Origin of the sequence: Vibrio sp. CCB-PB317, assembly GCF_022808245.1 — a bacterium.
In the GTDB taxonomy this organism is placed as follows: domain Bacteria; phylum Pseudomonadota; class Gammaproteobacteria; order Enterobacterales; family Vibrionaceae; genus Vibrio; species Vibrio diabolicus.
The window spans coordinates 906,903-928,801 of record NZ_JALGNU010000002.1 but is presented as its reverse complement, the minus strand read 5'-3'; the positions used below and the strand labels follow the sequence as shown (position 1 = coordinate 928,801).

Annotated in this window: 15 protein-coding genes and 2 tRNA genes; 6 read left to right on the top strand and 11 right to left on the bottom strand. The window is 43.1% G+C overall.

The window, feature by feature from the left end; translation table 11 throughout:
• Positions 1–14: 14 nt before the first annotated feature.
• Together MTR11_RS13255 and MTR11_RS13250 are read right to left on the bottom strand one after the other, a co-directional pair.
• Positions 15–2,186: a TonB-dependent receptor gene (locus tag MTR11_RS13255; protein WP_243327821.1), complete on the bottom strand. Its 2,172-nt coding sequence runs from the start codon at positions 2,184–2,186 to the stop codon at positions 15–17.
• 89 nt (positions 2,187–2,275) lie between these two features.
• Positions 2,276–3,013: a siderophore ferric iron reductase gene (locus MTR11_RS13250; protein ID WP_243327820.1), complete on the bottom strand. Its 738-nt coding sequence runs from the start codon at positions 3,011–3,013 to the stop codon at positions 2,276–2,278.
• Between the two features lie 420 nt (positions 3,014–3,433).
• Between MTR11_RS13250 and MTR11_RS13245 the strand changes: the two genes are divergently transcribed.
• Positions 3,434–4,765 carry an anaerobic C4-dicarboxylate transporter gene (locus MTR11_RS13245; protein ID WP_005394592.1) on the top strand — a complete coding sequence of 444 codons (1,332 nt, stop codon included), beginning with the start codon at positions 3,434–3,436 and terminating at the stop codon, positions 4,763–4,765.
• A gap of 88 nt (positions 4,766–4,853) precedes the next feature.
• On the opposite strand, the gene MTR11_RS13240 is transcribed toward MTR11_RS13245, so the two are convergent.
• Complete coding sequence (locus tag MTR11_RS13240; RefSeq protein WP_005394594.1) at positions 4,854–5,342, bottom strand: NYN domain-containing protein; 489 nt, start codon at positions 5,340–5,342, stop codon at positions 4,854–4,856.
• Positions 5,343–5,459: 117 nt separating this feature from the next.
• Here MTR11_RS13240 and MTR11_RS13235 point away from each other — a divergent pair, with 117 nt between their 5' ends.
• The gene (locus MTR11_RS13235) at positions 5,460–5,900 is read left to right on the top strand and encodes a DUF4174 domain-containing protein (protein WP_243327819.1); all 441 of its coding nucleotides are present in this window, start codon (positions 5,460–5,462) and stop codon (positions 5,898–5,900) included.
• Positions 5,901–5,913: 13 nt separating this feature from the next.
• On the opposite strand, the gene cobA is transcribed toward MTR11_RS13235, so the two are convergent.
• The 4 genes from cobA to nirB form a co-directional block, all read right to left on the bottom strand.
• Complete coding sequence (gene cobA / locus MTR11_RS13230; RefSeq protein WP_243327818.1) at positions 5,914–6,672, bottom strand: uroporphyrinogen-III C-methyltransferase; 759 nt, start codon at positions 6,670–6,672, stop codon at positions 5,914–5,916.
• Between the two features lie 173 nt (positions 6,673–6,845).
• Positions 6,846–7,697 (bottom strand): formate/nitrite transporter family protein, encoded by an 852-nt coding sequence (locus MTR11_RS13225; RefSeq protein WP_005394601.1) that lies wholly within the window; start codon positions 7,695–7,697, stop codon positions 6,846–6,848.
• 196 nt (positions 7,698–7,893) lie between these two features.
• Positions 7,894–8,217 (bottom strand): nitrite reductase small subunit NirD, encoded by a 324-nt coding sequence (gene nirD, locus MTR11_RS13220; protein WP_046875391.1) that lies wholly within the window; start codon positions 8,215–8,217, stop codon positions 7,894–7,896.
• 13 nt (positions 8,218–8,230) lie between these two features.
• Positions 8,231–10,795: a nitrite reductase large subunit NirB gene (gene nirB / locus MTR11_RS13215; RefSeq protein WP_243327817.1), complete on the bottom strand. Its 2,565-nt coding sequence runs from the start codon at positions 10,793–10,795 to the stop codon at positions 8,231–8,233.
• A 529-nt stretch (positions 10,796–11,324) separates the two neighbouring features.
• On the opposite strand from nirB, the gene rnk reads away from it, so the two are divergent.
• The 3 genes from rnk (at position 11,325) to MTR11_RS13200 (ending at position 15,188) form a co-directional block, all read left to right on the top strand.
• Entirely contained in the window at positions 11,325–11,732 is a 408-nt protein-coding gene (gene rnk / locus MTR11_RS13210) for a nucleoside diphosphate kinase regulator (RefSeq protein WP_005394604.1), read from the top strand.
• 238 nt (positions 11,733–11,970) lie between these two features.
• Entirely contained in the window at positions 11,971–12,924 is a 954-nt protein-coding gene (locus tag MTR11_RS13205) for a GGDEF domain-containing protein (protein ID WP_243328116.1), read from the top strand.
• Between the two features lie 479 nt (positions 12,925–13,403).
• Positions 13,404–15,188, top strand: a complete 1,785-nt coding sequence (locus MTR11_RS13200; RefSeq protein WP_243327816.1) for an Ig-like domain-containing protein — start codon at positions 13,404–13,406, stop codon at positions 15,186–15,188.
• A gap of 64 nt (positions 15,189–15,252) precedes the next feature.
• Here the strand turns inward: MTR11_RS13200 and MTR11_RS13195 are convergent, their stop codons facing one another.
• Complete coding sequence (locus tag MTR11_RS13195; protein WP_124007964.1) at positions 15,253–16,848, bottom strand: DUF11 domain-containing protein; 1,596 nt, start codon at positions 16,846–16,848, stop codon at positions 15,253–15,255.
• A gap of 680 nt (positions 16,849–17,528) precedes the next feature.
• On the opposite strand from MTR11_RS13195, the gene MTR11_RS13190 reads away from it, so the two are divergent.
• On the top strand, positions 17,529–18,815 hold the full coding sequence (locus MTR11_RS13190) for a DUF11 domain-containing protein (RefSeq protein WP_225461124.1): 1,287 nt from the start codon (positions 17,529–17,531) through the stop codon (positions 18,813–18,815).
• Positions 18,816–18,887: 72 nt separating this feature from the next.
• On the opposite strand, the gene MTR11_RS13185 is transcribed toward MTR11_RS13190, so the two are convergent.
• The 3 genes from MTR11_RS13185 to MTR11_RS13175 form a co-directional block, all read right to left on the bottom strand.
• Complete coding sequence (locus MTR11_RS13185; protein ID WP_243328115.1) at positions 18,888–20,570, bottom strand: Ig-like domain-containing protein; 1,683 nt, start codon at positions 20,568–20,570, stop codon at positions 18,888–18,890.
• 983 nt (positions 20,571–21,553) lie between these two features.
• Positions 21,554–21,627 (bottom strand) — tRNA-Cys (locus MTR11_RS13180).
• 37 nt (positions 21,628–21,664) lie between these two features.
• Positions 21,665–21,751 (bottom strand) — tRNA-Leu (locus MTR11_RS13175).
• Positions 21,752–21,899: the final 148 nt, after the last annotated feature.

Below are 21,899 nucleotides of genomic sequence, written 5' to 3'. Positions count from 1 at the left end.
GAAGAGAGTTAGCTTTAGTATTCAACACTGTAGTTCAGTGTGAATGTGCGACCTCTTCCTTTGTAGTCGTACGCTGCTGCATCGTAGTGTGCTGCATAGAGAATCTGCGCACGTTGACCCCAGGCGGTTGTGTAGTCTTCGTCAAATAGGTTTTGAATACCAAAGCCTAACTGCCCAACAGGTAGTGTTACATTACCCAGAAGATCAAACGTGGTGTAGCCCTCCAACTTATTGTTGGCGTCATCTTCGTAATCAAACATCGTCTGACTTTGTAGACGAATCGAGTACGAATCTTGGTAGTATGCAGCCCATGCATTAGCCTTAGACGTACTGGCTTTACCTGCGCTCAAATCTTCCCATTTACCATCGGTTTTCAGCTCAGAAACTACGTAGTGTCCTGATGCCCCTAACAGGATATCGCGGGTCACCCAGTAATTGATGTTTGCTTCTGCACCGTAAACACGCTGCTCGTCGTCAACATTCGTAATCAACAACGTTTTTCTATCATACTTGATGGAGTTGTCTGAAAGCGAGTAATAGCCTGCCGCCTGAAGCGCAAGAGAGTTGGTATCAAGACGGTAACCGATCTCATAGCTGTCCGTTTTAATACCTGACATTTTTGAGTCAGACACATTAATGCTGTTGTTCAACGCATAATGACCGTTTGCATCTACAGCATCATAGCTGCCTTGACCATAGTACTTCGCAGGGTCAGCAAGTTCGAAACCTTGGGAGAAGTTTGCCCAAAGTTGAGATTCATCATTAAGGTGATAAATGGTGCCCAAATTAAACAGACTTACAGAGTAGTCGGTGCTGCCACCTGGTACCGCATCCGCTGACACCCCCTTACCCGAGGCAATCTTCTTTTGTACGCTATAGGCAACAAAGTCATCAATCTTATTGTCCATGTATTGATAGCGGTAACCTGCTTGAACGGACCAATCTTGATTAATTTGATAGTCACCTTGAACAAACATTGCGTAAGACGTTACATCTACACCTGGGTAACGACCAACTTCGGCGTACGTTTTATTAATCAAGTTTCCAGAGTTGTTTGCAATGCTTGGATCGAATAGAGCTTGATTGCTCTCAAAACGGTCTAAATACGCATCAACACCATAAACAAGGTTGAATGATTCCCAGTTTTTTGCCAGTGCCAAACGTCCAGCAAAAACCTCTGTCTTTTGCTGAGAAGCACCTTGGTAATAAGGAGTAAACGTTTGGTCTTCACTTCGGTAAGACAACTCGCCAATCAGTTGATGACCGAATACGCTGTCGTGAGCGTAGTTCGCGCTTAAGAGAACTCGCTCTGTACCGTGTTCACGATCGGAATCGAATCCCTCTCGTACATCAACAAATTTATTGTTAACAATGTACAAGCCGTATGGCGAATCTTGCTGGCTGTCATAGTATTGTGCGAGAAGGTTTAACTTGCTGGCTTCGGAGATTTGAATCTCTGTCGATCCCATTACATCAAGCGTCGAGTTGTATTGCAGAGAGCCTTGGGAGATATCTGGCGTGACAATGTCGCCATTTGCGTCAAATGCGCCTTGTGTTTCGGTGTACACAACCGAACCCCTAGCGGCAATTCGATCGTTACCACCGGAGATAGACTGAGCTAGTTTGTAATCAAAGTCATCGCTGCTGTTAAAACCTGTAGTGCCACTGACATACGATTCAAACGATAAGTCATCCGAGTAAGCTTTCTTGGTGATAATGTTAATAACACCACCTGTAGCGCCAGCACCATAAATGGAGGTTGCACCAGATAGTACTTCAATTCGCTCGATGTTGAATGGGTCAATCGCATCAAGCTGACGACTAATTGGGCGAGAAGACTGCAGTGAGACACCATCAATCATCACCAACATCGCTCTGCCACGCAGGTTCTGGCCGTAGTTAGTTCGACCACCCGTACCAACGTCTAACGAAGGAATGGTCGCAGAAAGAATGTCACCAAGTGTCTTGCCCGCGCGATATTGCTGAGCAATTTCCTCTTGCCCTACAAACCAAACCGTTCCTGGAATATCAGAGATCGATTTCGGCATCACACTGCCCACGACCACCATTTGTTCATCACTTGGTGTTGATGTTTGTTGAAGTTCTTCCGCAGCTATTGAGCTAACTGCGTATCCACTGCTCATCGCAAGTACGATGAGATTAAGAGAAAACGTCCTTTTTATCATTGTATTTGTCTTTTTGTTGTCAACAAGAGAATGCAATGATACTTATTCTCACTCTCAAATCGAGCACTGTTACATAAGTTAACCAAATGTTAATAAGGATTATGCTTGCTCATAAGCCGTCGATTTTTTTCTAAACGAGGACAATCTTCACAAAGCTCTCTGCCTTCACACTTATAGACTAAACAACAGCTTTTTCTGACCAATTTGAGCGGCTGATCCAGTGATGTCTCATAAAGTGAATGACTATTGTTGGCATCTAAACCCAATGCCTGTAACCACAAGATGGCATGCTCACGCAATGTCGTGTTGGTCATTTGCGGAAAACGCTGTTGAAGACGAATCAAACAAGCCATGATCCCATCCGACATCAATTGATGAGTGAAGCCTGGGCGAATGCGCGTCCACTGACTCATTTCTTGTTGGTAGAAATCGAACAACTCTCGAATTTGACGTCCGGCCTCTTTTATTAATTCTTCTGGCTTACCATGTATATGTGTTTCGTCAGCGAATCGATATCCAGACACAAAACAAGGCTTGAGTTGCTGCGCCATCTCACGAATGTTTGGCAACGTGTGGAAACCGTAAATAGAAATGAACGCAACATAAACAGGCTGCCAACACAACAAATCCCACGTTCTCGTCAACCAATACGCTTTTCCCGCTTCCGGATGAGCCTCAGACAACTGTTGGTAAAGGCCTTGAATGATCGGATTGATATCATTTTCGATATGAATAACTTCTTGCCCTATTTCGCCAATATCACCGTGAAGGTAAGGCGTAATCTCACTCGAAGTTTGAAATAGTTGCGGGAAAAATTGCTCAGACATGATGGTTTATTGTTGGTGTAGTCATTCTGACACCTTTATACCCAAGCACTAATCGCAATGCAAACTATTATCTTTTGTGTTCACATAACAAGAACCTATTCTCATCTGTGGTCTCTGTCTCTATTTTCAAGCTCTTTGCGCCCGTAAGGTCTGGTTACGTATGCGATGAATAGCAACAAACTCTTAAACCTCTTCGCATTTAGCGCTGACATGATCGCAAAAATACACAGCATAAAAACACCCTGATAAAACTGTGTTAACAGTTTCCCTGTGTAGCGTGAGTTATTGCCAATAATTGAATATTGCTGTTTCTTATCCAAAGGAGTGTGAACAACATGAAGTATTTTCTTTCTGAATATCGGGACAATGTAATTAAGTAATTTGGCTATATAGCCCCCTGTTTTGAATAAGGAAATCCACATGTTGTATCTTGAGTTTCTATTTTTGCTCGTGATGCTGTATATCGGCTCACGTTATGGTGGTATAGGCCTTGGGGTCGTATCTGGTATTGGTTTGGTGATTGAAGTCTTCATCTTTAAGATGCCGCCAACCTCCCCTCCTGTCACCGTTATGTTGATCATCTTAGCAGTGGTAACATGTGCATCCATTCTTGAAGCGGCTGGTGGTTTGAAATACATGCTGCAAGTTGCCGAACGTGTGCTTCGTAAGAACCCAAAACGCGTCACCCTGATCGCTCCTTTTGTTACTTACTTTATGACCTTCTTGCTCGGCACAGGTCACGCGGTTTACTCCATCATGCCAATCATTGGCGACGTTGCACTGAAAAACGGCATTCGTCCGGAACGTCCAATGGCAGCCGCTTCCGTCGCTTCGCAAATCGCGATTACGGCCTCTCCAATTTCAGCGGCAGTGGTTTACTACTTGGCACAACTCTCTGATATTCAGCACGAGATCACTCTGCTTTCTATTTTGCTCGTTACTGTTCCAGCGACGCTATTCGGTACGTTGCTGATGTCACTTTACAGCCTAAAACGCGGTAAAGAACTGGAAGACGATGAAGAATACCAAGAGCGTTTAAAAGATCCGGTGTGGCGTGAAAAGATCCTCAACACCACTGCAACGTCTCTTGATGAAGTGCTACCAACAAGTGCTCGTAACTCTGTGTTGCTGTTCATCGCGTCTATCTTGGTTATCGTCGTTATCGCGATGTGGCCGGACATTCGTACCATCGTGGATGGCGCGAAACCAATCAGCATGGCCGTTGTGATTCAAATGATGATGCTCTGCTTCGGCGGTATCATTTTGCTTGCAACCAAAACTGACCCACGTGACGTACCAAACGGCGTAGTATTCAAATCAGGTATGGTGGCTGCCATTGCGATCTTCGGTATCGCCTGGATGTCAGATACTTACTTCCAATACGCAATGCCTCAGTTCAAATCTGGCATCGTTGAGATGGTAACCAACTATCCTTGGACGTTCGCGCTTGCGTTGTTCATTGTATCGGTTGTGGTGAATTCTCAAGCAGCAACAGCTCGTATGATGCTGCCTGTTGGTCTTGGCTTGGGTCTGGATCCGGCACTGCTTATCGGCCTAATGCCTGCGGTATACGGTTACTTCTTTATTCCGAACTACCCTTCAGATATCGCGACAGTGAACTTCGATACGTCAGGTACCACTAAGATTGGTAAGTGGTACTTCAACCACTCATTTATGTCGGTCGGTTTGATTGGTGTGATTGGTGCCTGCTGTCTGGGCTACTTGTTAGGACAAATGATCATTCCTTCATAATTAGCCAAATCAACAATAAATTAGAGGCGAGTCATTGTACGTTAGCGTACAGCCTGAATGACTCGCCTTTTCTTTGTCACGCTAGTGATTACAGTAAGAAGTCATCATCAATCGCGACAAAGTTATCGGCACAATCAATCAGAGTTTGGGATGTTAGCTTAGGCACACCATAAACAGTCACCGTTTTATTGAAGCGCTGCTGAATTCGTTCCACCAGCAGACTAAAGTCCCCATCTCCAGAAACGAGAATCACTTCCTCAACTTCAGGGGCAATTTCAATCGCATCAAGAGTAATACCGACATCCCAGTCGCCTTTCGAGCTGCCGTCACGACGCTGAATATAGGGTTTAAGCATTACCTCGAACCCAACACCGCGTAAAATGTGATGAAACTGACGCTGTTTTGGATCGTTACTCGCGATGGCATAAGCACGAGCACTCACCACCTCTTTCCCTTGCGTCGCAACATACCAAAACTGGTTGTAATCAAAATTACTGCGATACGCTTCGCGACAGGTGTAATACACATTCTGTACATCAACCAAAATGGCGATCTTTTGTTTTCTTTCTGAATTCATCTTTTCTACGCTTGATTTATTTGCTGCCTACCCTAAGTCAGTTTTGGTAAAAGCACAATGAGCCAATTCCACTAAACTTAACGTATAAACGGTATTTGGGTTTCTAGGGGAACTGTCATGGGCGGAAAGTTACTAGTGATACTACTTTCTTGTATCTTGTCATCGACAGCATTCGGTTATCCAGCACATTCAAAGTACTGGCCGCATCGGAGTGTGCTTTACTTCGCTCCAGAAAACGATGAATACGTTAAACAATTCTTACTAGAAACACTCATGAATGAGTGCGAGTTGGAAGACAGAGACGTGGTCACATTAGTCATTACAGAACAAGGTTACACGTCTCCAGCTTGGCTCAAAGAAGAGTTTGATTTGAAAATGCTTGCCAAGCTGTATGAAATTGAAAAAGGCTCACATACCGCAATTTTACTGGGTAAAGATGGCCAAGAGAAATACCGATGGGGCGCAGAAACGGATTGGCCATTTATCAACAGCTTGATTGATCAAATGCCAATGCGTAAGCAAGAAATGCAGAGACGTCACAGCCCCTGCAAAATCTAACCATTAGACGAACTTATTTTCTAAACCAGTCTAGTTTGTTGTGCAACTGAGTCACGCTGCCAACGACGATCAATGCTGGACTGATCGCCTTCTCAGCCATTTCAGAAAGTTCGTTCAGTTTTCCTTGGAACACGCGCTGCTCTGGACGCGTACCATTTTCAATAATGGCGCATGACATCTCTGGATCTAACCCATGAGTGATCAGCTTATCCATAATGTGGCCGCTTTGCTTCAAACCCATGTAGAACACAAGCGTGTTGTTGGATTGCGCCAGTGAATGCCATTCAATCTCACGACCATCTTTTTGTACGTGACCAGTGATGAATTGAACGCTTTGCGCATGGTCGCGGTGTGTTAATGGAATACCAGCATAAGCCGTTGCACCCGCCGCAGCGGTGATCCCTGGCACCACTTCGTATTTGATGCCGTATTCTGCAAGCTCTTCTAACTCTTCACCGCCGCGTCCAAAGATGAAAGAATCACCACCTTTTAGGCGCACAACGCGTTTCCCTTCTTGCGCTTTTTGTACCAAGGTTTGGTTAATTTGATCTTGAGGTACACAGTGAAAGTCCAGTTTCTTGCCTACATAGATCATCTCAGCAGATGCGTGAGCCAGTTCAAGAATGTCTTTCGACACCAATCGGTCATACACCACAACTTCAGCCGCTTGAATGGCTTTCAAACCTTTGACCGTCAGCAAGTCTGGATCGCCCGGACCTGCACCAACTAAAGAAACAAAGCCGCTGTTTAAAGATGAGTTCGCAGTAGTCATATCAACGCCTATCGGAAATTTGGATATAAAGAGTAACACTCACGTTATTAACTTAAGGTTCAAACTACCCCAAGGAGTTATTACTTTTTATAGCTAAATCAATACAATATCTATTGAAAGTTAAATGAGTTGAGTAGCCCTACCTTCCATAGGTAGGGCCAGATAAAAGCAGTTTATTTTGCGATTGCAGGCTCTGCTTTTACTTCTTCTTCAACTACGTTGATAGAAGGCGCTGTTTTCGCATGAGTTAGGTACAGTGGCAGACAAGTCATTACAAGACCACCAACGATGTTACCTAAGATGGTTGGGATAAGGTTGAAGTTCAACCAAGTCGCGATACCAAAATCCGCACCTAAGATCATACCCAGTGGGAATAGGAACATGTTTACCACGGTGTGCTCAAATACGAGTGCGAAGAAGATGAAGATTGGGAACCACATCATCGCTACACGACCAGATACTGAACGTGCCGTCATGTTGCCGATCACGCCCAGGCACACCATTAGGTTACAGAAGATAGCGCGTACAAAACACGTGATCCATCCGTCCATACCCATGTTTTCGAAACCAAGGCTACGGGCAGTCGATACAGCGACAAACTTCTTCGCTACCGCGTTGAGCTCTAGAGAGAAGTTACCGGTTAGAGAGATTGCGACTAGGTAAGCCACAATTAGAGAACCAATCAGGTTACCCAAACCTACCAATCCCCAGCAACGGAAAATACGACCCCAAGTGATACCCGGACGGTTAGCAAACTTAGCCAAAGGCGCAAGACCAAAAACACCTGTGACAAGGTCGTAACCCATCACACTGAGAATCACAAAGCCCACAGGGAAAACAAGCGCCCCCACAAGGCCAATGCCTGTTTGTACAATCGCGGTAATAGCAACCACCACTGCAAGAGACAGAATAACGCCTGCCATCGTGCCACGAAGTAGAAGATCTCGAGTGCTGGTATTAATTTTCGCTTCACCCACGTTGATCATGGTTTGCACGAATTCAGCAGGTTTAAAGTCTGTAGACATGAATGTGTCCTTATTCAAAATTGAAAGTTAAAAAGTTAAAGATTGAATAGAGAAAGGCTTCCCGTTGACACCCACTGCTGTCGACATCATCTCGCTTCCCTGTTCCCCCAAGATGACGCTTGGAAAGCCTTTGTCTATTGAATCTAAGTACTCAGTGCATTCCCTCCCCTTAAGGAGGAGGGAATGCGAACCAAGCTTATGCAGAAATTTCTACTTCACCGTTGGTTACACGCGTTTTGTACGCTTTCACGTTAAAACGCTCGTCTTCCATACAAGCACCTGTTGTCAGGTTAAAGCGTTGCTTCTTAAGTGGGCTTGCTACCCAAAGTTCGCCTTGGTGCTCACAAATCAAACCGCGAGAAAGCACGTTTGATTGGAAGAACGGGTCTGTGTTGCTGATCGCCAGCACTTCTTCTGCTTGTGTTGGGCGGAATACCGCAACTTGCTGACCATCAACCAGTGCACAAACGCCAGTGCCCGGTACGATGTCGTTGATTTGGCAAATCTTTTCAAATGACATGTTCAACCTTCCCTTATGCTTCAGTGATCGCTACGTGTAGGATGTCGCCTTTCGCTTCAGGATGTTTCTCCGTGAAGGTCGCTGGACGGTGCTGTTCGCGCTCTTGAACAAACACAACATTGTCATCGCGCTTGTCAGAGTTGATGAAGTGTGCGAAACGAGTCAGTTGTGATTCGTCATTGATGGTTGCAGTCCACTCACATTCGTACTCATCTACAAGCTTCGCTACGTCTGCTTCTAGTTGAGCGTTAATGCCAAGTTTGTCTTCAACAATCACTTCGCGTAGGTAGTCAACGCCGCCTTCCATGTTTTCCATCCAAACTGATGTGCGTTGTAGTGGCGCAGCAGTACGGATGTAGAACATCATGAAGCGGTCGATATACTTGATTAGCGTTTCTTTATCTAGGTCACTTGCAAGTAGGTCTGCGTGACGAGGCTTCATACCACCGTTACCACATACGTACATGTTCCAACCTGCGTCAGTCGCGATGATGCCAAGGTCTTTACCTTGTGCTTCCGCACACTCACGAGTACAGCCAGAAACACCGAACTTCATCTTATGAGGTGTACGAATGCCTTTGTAACGGTTCTCGATGTAGGAACCTAGACCAACAGAATCTTGAACACCGTAACGACACCACGTTGAGCCAACACAGGTCTTCGCCATACGAAGTGCTTTTGCGTACGCTTGACCTGTTTCGAAACCAGCGTCGATAAGCTTGCGCCAGATCTCTGGAAGATCGTCTTTTTGAGCACCGAACAGACCAATACGTTGAGCACCGGTTACTTTGGTGTATAGGTTGTATTCTGCAGCAACGTTCGCTAGTGCACCCAGTGCTTGAGGTGTAACTTCACCACCCGCCATACGTGGGATTACGGAGTAAGTACCATCTTTTTGAATGTTACCTAGGAAGTTATCGTTCGTGTCGTGCAGCTTAACCAGTTGTGGCTTAAGAATGTGCTCACCCCAGCAAGAAGCCAAGATAGAACCAGCCAGTGGTTTACAAACTTCACAGCCGTAACCTTTACCGTATTTATCTAAAAGCTCATCAAACGTTTTGATCTCTTCGATACGGATTAGGTGGAACAACTCTTGGCGTGAGTATGCAAAGTGTTCACACACGTCGTTCTTCACTTCGATACCCGATTTAGCAAGCTCTGCGTTTAGAACAGAGGTCACTAGAGGAATACAACCACCACAGCCTGTACCTGCGCCAGTCACAGCTTTGATGTCTCCCAATGTGTGGTGACCATCAGCAACCGCTTGTGCGATCTTGCCTTTGGTTACATCGAAACATGAACAGATCACCGCGCTCTCTGGTAGTGCGTCTGCACCTAGTGCTGGTTTCTCAGCGCCTGCGTGTGCAGGAAGGATTAAGGCATCTGGATGCTCTGGTAGGTCGATTTCGTTCAACATCAGTTGAAGCAGATCGCCGTAGTCAGACGTATCGCCAACCATTACCGCGCCAAGCAGTTTCTTGTTGTCTTCAGAAACGATAAGACGTTTGTAAACTTCTTGTTCTTCGTTCTGGTAAACGTAACTCTTACAGCCTTCAGTACGACCGTTCGCGTCACCGATTGAACCTACTTTTACACCAAGAAGTTTCAGCTTCGCAGACATGTCAGCGCCTTCGAATTTGCTTTCTGTGTTACCTAGTAGGTGATCAACGGCAACCGTCGCCATCTTGTAGCCAGGAGCAACAAGGCCGTAGAACATGTCGTTCCAAGACGCACACTCACCGATAGCGTAGATGTTCTCATCAGAAGTCTGGCAGTGGTCGTTGATGGCAACACCGCCACGAGGGCCAACTTCTAGCTCCATTTGACGAGCCAGTTTGTCTTGTGGGCGAATACCCGCTGAAAATACAATGAAGTCTGTTTCTAACTCAGTGCCGTCAGCAAAACGCATAACGTTGCGAGCACTTTTACCTTCTGGCGCAATCTCAAGCGTATTTTTGCTAGTATGAACGTTCACACCCATACGCTCGATCTTTTGACGAAGTTGATTACCACCAGCAAGGTCAAGTTGCTCAGCCATCAGCTTTGGTGCGAACTCAACAACGTGTGTTTCTACACCCAATGCTTTTAGTGCGCCTGCCGCTTCAAGACCTAGAAGACCACCACCGATAACCACGCCTGATTTGCTGTTTTTCGCACACGCTTCAATCGCTTTTAGATCTTCGATCGTGCGGTAAACAAAACAGTCTTTGCTTTCATGACCTTTGATAGGCGGGACAAATGGGAATGAGCCTGTAGCAAGAATCAGCTTGTCGTATTGAACTTCACGGCCCGTGCTGGAGTAAACAATGCGGTTTTCACGGTTAATGTTAATCGCACGTTCACCGATCAATATATTGATGCCGTGTTTCTCGTAGAAGCCTTCTTTCACTAAAGAAAGTTCATCTGCAGTGTGGTGAGAAAAGTAAGAGGAAAGGTGCACACGGTCGTATGCGACACGAGGTTCTTCACAGAAAACGGTAATCTCCATATTAGAGATATCAGCTTTCTCGACTAAGTCTTCAATATAACGGTGCCCTACCATACCGTTACCGATGACTACTAGCTTCAACTTGCTCATTATAATTCCTAAGGGTTAGGTTCTTATCACTGAGCTCATTGTTAATTGTGAAAGAAAATTAATACATGATGTAAATCAATTACAATTTCAAACTACCCTAAAGGGGTAGATGAACGTTTTTATCTTGATATTGAAGAATAAAAGGTAATTTATTAACGGATGTTGGTAGTTTTTACAAAATGAGATAACCGCAGTCATGCTCACAAAGGGCTATACAGTTTTGGCTTTTACAGAATGGCAATGATTGTCGAGTTAAACCACGCTAACGATAAACCCTGCTTTGTTTAAAAACAAAGCATTCGTTTTAACCTAGCCGTTTCAAGGCTATTAAAGGTGAACAACTGAAGTGACTGAAAGTTTTAGAAAAATCAAGTCTCACAACAAAAATCTTTTACTAGCTAAGTCGCACTATAAAGACTAGAATCTGATTTAGTTCATATGGAATAAAATCCATATGATTGATACCGTAATTGACATATAGAGTGCCGTCCCATGTTTGTGAGGCGGCCTTTTATTTGGGAGTCATAAAATGTCAGAAAACAATTCTATCTACATTTCAAGCTTAGATATGAACCGAATCACGGCTTTGTTGGATAAAATGCCAAACATCGCGGCGGAGCTTGTTGAGCTAGAAGCAGAGCTAGACCGTGCGACGGTTCTTGAGCCAGAACAAATGCCAGATAATGTGGTCACGATGAACTCAACTGTAGAGTTTAAATTTGCAGGTGAAGATAGAACCATGACAAAGACACTGGTTTACCCATCTGAGCTGAAAAGCAGTGATGATATTTCCATTTTTGCGCCCGTAGGCAGCGCACTGATCGGTTTGTCTGTTGGTCAAAAACTTGAATGGCCAATGCCAAATAATCAAGTGAAGACAATTGAAATTGTCGATATCACCTACCAGCCTGAGCGTTGTGGTGCACTAAACCGCTAACCCTCAGTAGTCCCGGTGCAAAGGCCTCATTTATGACTTTGCACCAGGAGAGCCCCTCGCTTATCCCCTATTTCCTTCTTTGTTTTTCCAAGCATTTACTTTGCTGCTCTTAAGTAACATCACCGATTCTTTATTATTTACCGTATATTCAATACCTATATCTCCAAGCTCAATCATAGAAATTGCAAAGTATTTTTCGTATATTGTCGCTCCGAAAACGACGTAAATTATGCGCAAAATGGAAGAATATCTAACTCGAATTGCCTGCTTAGAAAAAGAAAATGAAGAGCTGAAGCGGAAGAATGCGCGACTACAAGAAAAGTTGAATGCTGCACTCGACAGTAATGGACTGTGTTTGTGGGAGCAGCATATTCCTTCAGGTACTTTGACGATATTCAATATGCAGTGGGGCAAAATGCTAGGTTATCAGCCCCATGAGTTAACCGCGACGGTTGAAACGTGGAAAAACAATCTCCACCCTGAAGATTATGATCTTGCGGTGGGTGCATTTGAAGATCACCTAGCTGGCAAAACCGACCTTTATGAGGTAGTTCATCGCATGATTCATAAAGACGGCAGTGATAGTTGGGTCTACGATCGAGGGCGCATCGTCGAGTATGGTTCTGATGGCGAACCACTACGCATGATGGGCACTCATATCGATATTACAAAAGAAAAGCGATATGAGCAGCAACTGGCTAAGTTAGCTTCGAGTGATCCATTGACCGGATTGTTAAATAGAAAAGCAATTGAGGAAAACTTTAATCATCAACCTCAAACCAAGCCGTCTCAGCAGTCTGCCTTAGTGTTTGTTGACATAGATAATTTTAAAGCAGTTAACGACCAGCTAGGCCATCATTCTGGTGATACTCTCCTCATTAATATCGCCAATAGCTTAACAGAGCTTGCGCCAAGCAAGTCTCAAGTCGGACGCATAGGAGGAGATGAGTTTGTCGTTTTAAGCTCTTATTCAAATCAAGAAGAAATATCTCAACTTTGTGATCGACTCTTAAGTTCCATCATTCCAGCGATAAATCAGGACTTAAATAAAGTAACGATTGGAATGAGCATCGGTGTTTGTCTATTTGATAAAGGAAAACAACAGTTTAATGAAGTTTATCAAAAAGCCGATCATGCAATGTATGAGATAAAGAAAAATGGCAAAAATGGCGTTGCCTATATCCAGATATAATAAGTCTCTTGTTTTTTGAAATTAATATTTCTTTAATTTGACAATTTTCTCTATGAAATTGATAGCGTCTTATTTTTAATAAGTCATTTATATAGGAAACAAAAGAAATAACAAACAATTAAGAATGTTGCATATTACACGGTGTAATATTATTACTGTCTTTGTGACTGCTTTTGTTGCATACAATATTATTTCTTATTATTTTTATAAAAACCACTAGTAAAAAGCAGTTAAACATTATAATTCATAAGCTTATAAAAACCGAAATGCATGGTTGAATTTTAACCACCCCTTCTGCTAATATCTCGCCTCGTGTTTAAAAGTAATAAACACACACAAATATAAAACAAACTTTATAAAACATAATGCACACTTGATCATTACTGGTTCTATTTAGGTAGAGCTCGGTATTTATTTTATTTAAAACATTATGAATTTGTAATTTCATTTAATATCAAAATATTAAGTAGGTATATAAATTGAAGAAGGTCATCCTCCCTCAATTGGGCTTTGTTGCGTCAAATTTACGCTTGCTAGCTCTTGGCTTTGTAACCCTCGTGTCAGCATATTCTTTTTCATCAGAGGCTTATGCTGAGCAAGTGGCTAGTGGTGAACAAAAAACATTAGTTGTACTCGTCAATTTCCAAGAAAACCCTCAAGAGACCCCGATCTCTAAAGAAGACGCCCATAATGTTGTTTTTAATACCGTTAGCGACTTCTATTCGCAAATGTCCCAGGGGCAACTTTGGCTATCTGGTGATGTTGCTGGAACATTCACCTTGCCGATATCAAACCAAATTTGTGATGATGATGCTGTAGCAGCGGAAGCCAACAAAATGGCTGAAACTGCGGGATATCAACTATCAAACTATGACCGTTTTATCTACTTAACAACCAAAACTGGATGTGCATCAGAAGGCTCTGGTAGCCAAGGAGTAACTCCCTCTAGAGCGTCAATAAATGCGGTTTTCGAGCCTCGAGTTATCGCCCATGAATTAGGACATAATTTTGGATTGCATCACGCTTCCGCACTCGACTGTAAAGACGGTACGTTGGCTGGTGATTGCCGTGTCATAGAGTACGGTGATAGCTACGATACAATGGGTAACTACGATATGGGTTACTTTAGCGCCTTCCAATTGGAAAACTTAGGGTGGCAGACCTCCCCTGCTCAAATCATTTCTAGTGATGGTGTTTACTCTATTGATGCCTATGAAGACTTTGAAAGTACTTCATCAAAAGTTTTAAAAATCCCAAGAGGTACCGATCCAATTACAGGTCAGCGCCAATGGTTTTACGTTGAATATCGACAAGCTTTTGGCTACGACAGCTTTTTACGTGACCGTTCGTACATCGTTTACCGCCAAGATGTGACAGAAGGTGTAGTTGTGCGCCTAGCGACAGACGGTGATCTTAAAAGTAGCCGCTTGCTACACATGAAGCCTGACTCCACTTTCAAACAATTATTTGGGAGTAATGACTGGGAAGACCCTGCTCTTCCAATTGGTGGAACGTTCACCGATCCAAAAACAGGCGTGTCGATTACTTTGGAAAGTGCTAATGGTCAAAACGCACAGGTCAGTGTCATATTTGGTGGTGAATCAGGGCAATGCGTTGCGACATCGCCTCTACTCTCTCTAACCCCACTATCAGGTTCTGATGCTAATGCCGGAGAAACGTTAGCGTATAATCTTAAAGTGACGAACCAGAACAATACAGAATGTGCAGACGCGACCTATACAACGGCTTTAAGCGTTCCTGACGGATGGAATTATGACGCAAGCGCCTTGACGGTTCCTTCCGGCATGAGTGCAGAAACGACGGTCATGGTTACGTCAAACAGCGATGCTCAACCGAACTCTTACAGCATAGCCGTTGACGTTATAGATGCTGAAAATGAACAATCAGCCAAAACCGAGCTATCTTACACAGTGTTATCTGAGTCAACGTCACCACTTGAGGCGGTGAATGATAGCGTAACGATCAGTGATAAATCCGTCGTTCGCATCGAGCAGTTAAATAATGACTCGTTTGAACAATCGACCTCTCTTGCGATTACGGTCGCTAAGCCAAACAAAGGCAGCGCCCGTGTACTGAGTGATGGCTCCATTGAATACACACCTTCGAAGAAGTTTAAGAATAATGATTCATTTACTTATACGATCAGTGACGGTCAATCTTCTTCAACCGCGACGATTAGTATCACCTTACAATCGACTTCTGGTGGGAATGGTGGTGGAAACGGTAAAGGGAAACCGAACTAAATCACGCAATTCAATATGAAAAAGCCTGGAGAATACTCCAGGCTTTTTATTCACAAGACGTCAATTAGTTGCTTGGTGCAGGACAAATATCACAGTCTGCAGAAGCTGTATTCGTCGCTTGAGTATTATCGATTTTCAAGAAACCAACCGCTGTCACAGTATCACGGAAAGATTGTGTTTCTGCATTGCTAAATGCCGTTGGGATATAACTACCAGTATAAGACTGACATTGATCCGAAGCGAGTTCGATATTATCCACTACTGTCACGTCATCAGAAGCATCCTCAGGCGTACCTGAGTCATCCACCACAGAAACATTCACTAAAGTAAGTCCAGGCGTTGTGTTACATACCATTCCCGAGAAGCTCACTTCTGCAATTATACCGTTTTCAGTAAGTTTGAAGCCGCTTTCACATGATTTCGTTACACTAATCATTGGAGACAAGCTCAATGACTCACATGGATCACTTGCAGTATCACTAATGGTCGCTTGGCCACCCGGAGTCGCAGCTGCTGTGACTTTCACCGTATTAGTTAGACCATTGCTTGTACTTTCAAAACTGCCGCTGTATGAAGCACTGTCACCTGAAGCAATGGCACCTAAGCTATGTGTAGTACCTGCTTCTAAATCCTCTACAACAACATCGTAGAGCGTACCGACACCATCATTAATCACGTCGCCGCTGTATGAGTAAACGTAACCATCTTCTGTTTCATTCACGACCGCTTGATTACATGTTTTAGTGATATCAACACTACACAACTCAAAGTCACCAACCACAAAGTCTTTCAACTGAGCGGTAATACTGCTTGATGCTCTTGTTTCGGCTGCAAACGAGCTAAAACAGGTGTCTGTTTGTAGAAGTTCAGTAAGGTTTACACCACCTTCAAAGAAGGTTTCTGGAGGGAAGACATTTTCGACACCACTTTTTGGCGTATACGCCCATGGTGCAGGTGAGTCAGTTGTATTGGTTGAAGCACACACATCTTGCGCGCCTGGTGAACACAGTGCATTTGTCTTAACTTTCAAACGTAAGTTTGTCGCAGCACACTGACCATCTTGTGGATTATTGTTATCAGCTTTCGCACAAGTTGTGTCCCATTCAAGAACCAAAATTTCTGGCCCCTCATTTGCCCCTTGCAAATAATTCACCTGAATCAAAAGGTCGCCAGCAATATGTTGACCCGTGAATGTACCGTCTGGGTTTGTACTGACCGAGTCTTGATAAAACCAAAAACCTAAGAAGGCATCACCGCTGTTACCAAAACGGTCTGCACCAAAGGTGAGTACAAGGTCATTATTAATGTTGTATGCCGCTGCATACGCATGAAGAATGTCCCCTTTATCAAGTACCGTACCAGTCTTCCAACCAAGTTCCGGTATGTCTTTGATGTCTTTATTACCACCAGTAAAGATTGTATCCGGTGTTGCCGTGTCATTCTCAAAGCTAAATACTAATGCTCCACCACTGTTTGGCGGCGTTGACCAGTCATCCGGAGCACCTACTCCAGAGTCATCTATCGCATTAGCATTTGCTTCTAACTCAAATACGCCATCTGTTGGTGTTGCAAATGCAGAGCTACCTATTAGCAAACTTGTAAATATTGCATAAAGAAAGCTCTTCATCGTATGCCAGATACCTGACTTACAAGAATTCATAACCTACTCCTTAGAACGCTTCTAAAGCTAGACGAAGGTCCCTATGTCATTAATTGCCTTTTAAGAAAGAGTGAAAGCGAGATACAACTTTCGTTTCGAGCTCGTATAACGCATAGAGCATGCCACTACTTAAGGTTATGATTTTATTAAACTAAATATTTTCAACAGCGAAGAGAATGAACAGAGTGTTCAATTTTAAAGAAAGAGAAAGAAAACAAAAGAGACAAAAAAACCTACGATAACAAAGATATATACGTGTTCTAGGATAATGTTACAGATTGACACTTTATTGTTTACACCTGTGACAGATGCGCAAAAGCGACGGTATTGAAACTGTCCACTATGAATATGAAATAGACGCGTACTCACCTGCTCCAACTAATGTGAAGGTGATGTGTAACACCTGTTTGCATAGTGTTACATCCTTTACACATCTAATTGAATACTCATTTAACTAAAACATATTCAGTCGTTTAGCGAATAAGTTTTAGCTCAACCATTTATGAAAATATAAACAAACTGTTCACCCCTCTGTACAAAAATAAAAAATAATCAACAAATACAAAAGGTTAAATATGGAACACTCTATGCTAGTCAACTGGCGCAGTTTAACTCTGTGAGAAAACTATCACGTATGTGGGCTCAAGGACGTAGCGAGCCCACTTACACAAGGAGGTTTTATGAAAACCATATTTAACTCTTGGTGGGGCAATAAGAGTTACCGTTGTTCCACTTTATGTAGCCAGAATATACTTACAGCGATCAATATCAGCAGCATGTTTAAGCTGTTTACTTGGGTCATAGCGGTTAGCTTAGTGCTGAGCTCTCAAATTGTTTACGCATCCGCTGGCGACCCTTCAAGCCGAGGCGTGCAACCAATATTTGTTGAAGGGAATAACACCTGTCAACAATTACTTCCAGGGATCGATGGTTTGATAGAATACAAGCTTGAGCCAGTTACAGACGGCACTTTCGGTGATGGCATGCTTGAAGTGGTTATTGATCAACAACCTGGGGCAAAAACCTTCAGTTGGGATCAAGGTGATAGCCCTGTGATTATGCAAGCTATCTTCGTAAAAGGTGGTCCTGACGGAAACCTATATAACTACTTTACAGATGGATTATTGTATCAAGATGATGCCTTACTACATGCACCTGTGGGTAACAATGGTAGATACTATGGCTTAAGTCATATTTCATTCTGTTACACACCTGGCGTACCTGACATTAAAATCACTAAAACTTGTACATTTGGTGATGTTGTCAATGGTAACACTTTGAAATACAACTATAAACTCACTGTAGAAAACACCGGTGACTTTGCATTGTATGATGTTGTGGCAACAGACACTACAGCCGTTGACAACGATATGGCTGCTGGTGACCATGTGTTCAATTTAGCGATGCTCGCCGTTGGACAAACGCAAGAGTTTAATGGTTCGTTTATTATTGACCAAAACGGTATCACTAACTATGCAGAAGTAAGCGCGGCACTTGAAACTGGTGGTGGTGTTGCGGTTTCTGACAACGCAGATTGGGAATGCCCAAGCCAAAACATCCCTGGTTCATTGTCTCTAGAGAAAGACTGTAGTGTCGTCGTCGTGAATCGATTTGAAGATACTGGTATTAATGAATACGGTCTTCAAGTCAATTACAGTGGTAGTGTATGTAATACCTCCAATGTCACCATTGACGGCATTGTCGTAATCGACAACAAAGACTCGAATCCAATCCAGGTTGGTATGCTTGCGCCTGCTGAGTGTTACGACTTTACTGGTAACTACGAGCCAATCCCAGGAGATGGTGAAGGCCTTCCATTACCGGGTGAAGAAGTCAGAGCGTTTACAGATACTGTGGATGCGAGTGGTGAAACTATCTTCGGTAATGTTGTCGTAGAAGCGATAACAGCGTCTGCAGAATGTACGCTATGTCCAACTTGTCCAGAGCCTGTTAACTGCCCTGAATAAGGTCTACTTACAACTTAATAAAACAACGCCTGACGTTAACTCGTCAGGCGTTTTCTTTCGAACTATATCGTTCTATTTATTCTTACCTTTTCCATTGTTACCAGAGTTGCCAGAATCGCCACCAGATGAAGACTCTAACTTCACTGAGACCTGAGCGGTCGAGCTGCTTTGACCATCACCTATGGTATAGGTAAAGCTGTCGTTATTTTTGAATTTCTTCTCAGGTGTGTAACGCAGGGTGCCATCTGATAACAGCTCTAGTCGCCCCTTGCTTGGTCTAGTAAAAGAAACCACGCTTGCAGAGTTTTGCTCTCCAACAACATCGTTTGCCATCACATCGATAATCACCGACTGTTTCGAAGACATAGTCACCTGATCATCAACAGCAACGAGCTCTGGTGATGGCGAGATTTCAGTGGTTACAGAGTAATTTACGGATGCTGCGGTTTGCAGACTTGAGTCCTCGCCGTGCGTCACGATCATATTCAAAGCATAGTCTTTATCACTAGCGTCCACCGAAGATACGACTGATATCATTACTTGTCCGGTTTCACCTGCTGCTAGCGTGATTGCATTGCTGCTTGCTTTCCAACCAGTTGGCACTGACGCGTTTACAGAAAAACTGCTCGCAGAACAATCTGCACTATCTTTGTTAGTAATAGTGACCTGATATTGAACCTCATCGCCGGCTGCAACCGAGTTGTTTGTTGCAGCTTTCGCAGTCACTGATGGAGCATTTACAGTACAAGTCCCGATATTACCGTTGTCAGAGCCATCAAAGACAACGCTTACTTCGGCGATGCCGTTCGCTGCACTCACCAAACTCAATGTTACACCTGAGTCTGGGTCAGTATAGCTACCACCGACCGGCATAGATGGGTCAAACCAGTCATTTCGGCCAAAAACCGCACGATATTCAGAATCAGTTTTAAAGTGAAGCAGATTACTGCTGCGTCCATCGCCTTCTACAGCGCTTCGAATGATGATGCCATCCGTAACGTCCCCACGATAGAAAGAGTAAGAACGAGCATCTAAAAAGTCATCAAACCCAATAGACTGGCGGTATTCAATGTAAAACCATTTTTTTGCACCTGTAGAAGGATCAGTACCACGAGGTACTTTTATCGTAACTGGCTGCTCACTAGTCGTCTCGTAATTCGTGATGGAGTAAGTACCATTTTGAGTAACTTCCAGTGTCTTTGAGGCGTGCTCTCCCTCTAGCCATCCTAGTCGCTCGCGCTGGAAAGTATTCAAATAGCCGATGTCTGGACCACCCATTACATCATAGGTATCACCGTATTCACGCAACGTACAGTTGTCTGAAAGCGTATGCTCGCCACAATCAAGAGCACGAGAGTGATGCAAACCAAAGTTATGTCCAAGCTCATGAGCGATATTCATCGGAGAAAAATCACCATTGATGTGCGCGCGTGAAGGCATGCCATCAATAGTTGCCGATCCAGCGACACCACATTCCGTTTTTGTCATCAAGTAAACAATACGATCGTACTCTTCAAGCTTCACTCCCGCAGCGATGGCTTCTTGATCCGCTGCATCTTGAACAGCGGTAAAATCACAAACCTGATTAGACAACGGCAAATTAAACCAACCTACGACTTTCCCAGACAGCCACATTTGATCAAAAGAGCTTTCACGGTAGAAGTCATTCACTGTGCCAAAGATTAGATTATTTGCCTCTGACAAAGTTAATGGCTGCTCATTTGGGTTTTCTTTGAAGTTCAGCAGGATAACCAATGTATTTTGCTGTCCCGTCGTACTTCCTGCTGCACTGGCGTAATGGATGCTCTGTAAACAAGCGAATATTACTAATAAAAATGACAACCCTTTATTTAGGATTGTTCTATTTATTTTAATATTTTTTATCACTGCTTCACCTAATTTTAAATTAATAACTAGTTCACCTTCCCGCCAATATAAGCAGAAATGGTAGGGTAAAATAATATAAATTTTAGGCAATAAAATGCCCTAGCCTATAAAGCCAAATATGTTCCTATATACATCAACATGGTTATAAAAGGATAACCACCAAAAATATAAGAGCCGGAATCATAGCAAAGCAACCGGTCAAAATTCAACCAGAGCGATAAGTAATTTAGGTTAAGTTTGTGTAATAATAAATTTGTCCATTTTTGTCAGTTACTTAAAATAACCTTATGATTGTTTTATATGAACAAACTTTCTATTCAATAATGACTTTAATAAATCACTTGCACTACAGCCAATTTAAATCATTAAAAATCAAACAAGTAGAAATTCAACTAAAACAACCTCAATTTCATCGCATGAAATTATAACCTTTAAATTCATTAACTTAATAACGAGTCATTCGAATAATATACCTCAACAACGCTTGAGTAATATTATCCATCTTTAATTGTTAAATTTAAGTTAAATTAAAGTGGTGAAAAGTTTTTTGCTCACCTAGTTTTATACTCGATTACAAGACAGACTGAGCGATACAGTGCAATATCAACTAGAGACATATAGAGAAACAAGCAGGATATATGCGCAACTTTATTTTCAATATTGAACTAAAATCACATTGATAATATAACGCTATAGATAGCAATTCAGGAAAACCAGTTAAAGGGTGATTAACTGATAATTGAGGTTGGTATTTGTACAAAAATTAATTATTCAATAAAAAATTGTGTATTAGAATAGTTTGACAATACCAGATAGTAAAAAACCGGCACAAGGCCGGCTTTTAGAAATAGTGGAGGCGCCTCCCGGAGTCGAACCGAGGTCCACGGATTTGCAATCCGCTGCATAGCCACTCTGCCAAGGCGCCTTTCTGATTTTTATATCTCTGTTACCAAAGATTTTGATGGTGCCCCGGGCCGGACTTGAACCGGCACAGCGCGAACGCCGAGGGATTTTAAATCCCTTGTGTCTACCAATTCCACCACCAGGGCAACGCAATCATGCGATGGGTTAGACACCATCTGTCTCAGCGGCCTTTGCCGTGAGAACGAGGCGTACTTTAACGGATTAATTTATCTGGTCAACAAAAAATTAGTCTTTTTTATTCAAATGGTTAAAAAGCCAACTCAAACGAACAAA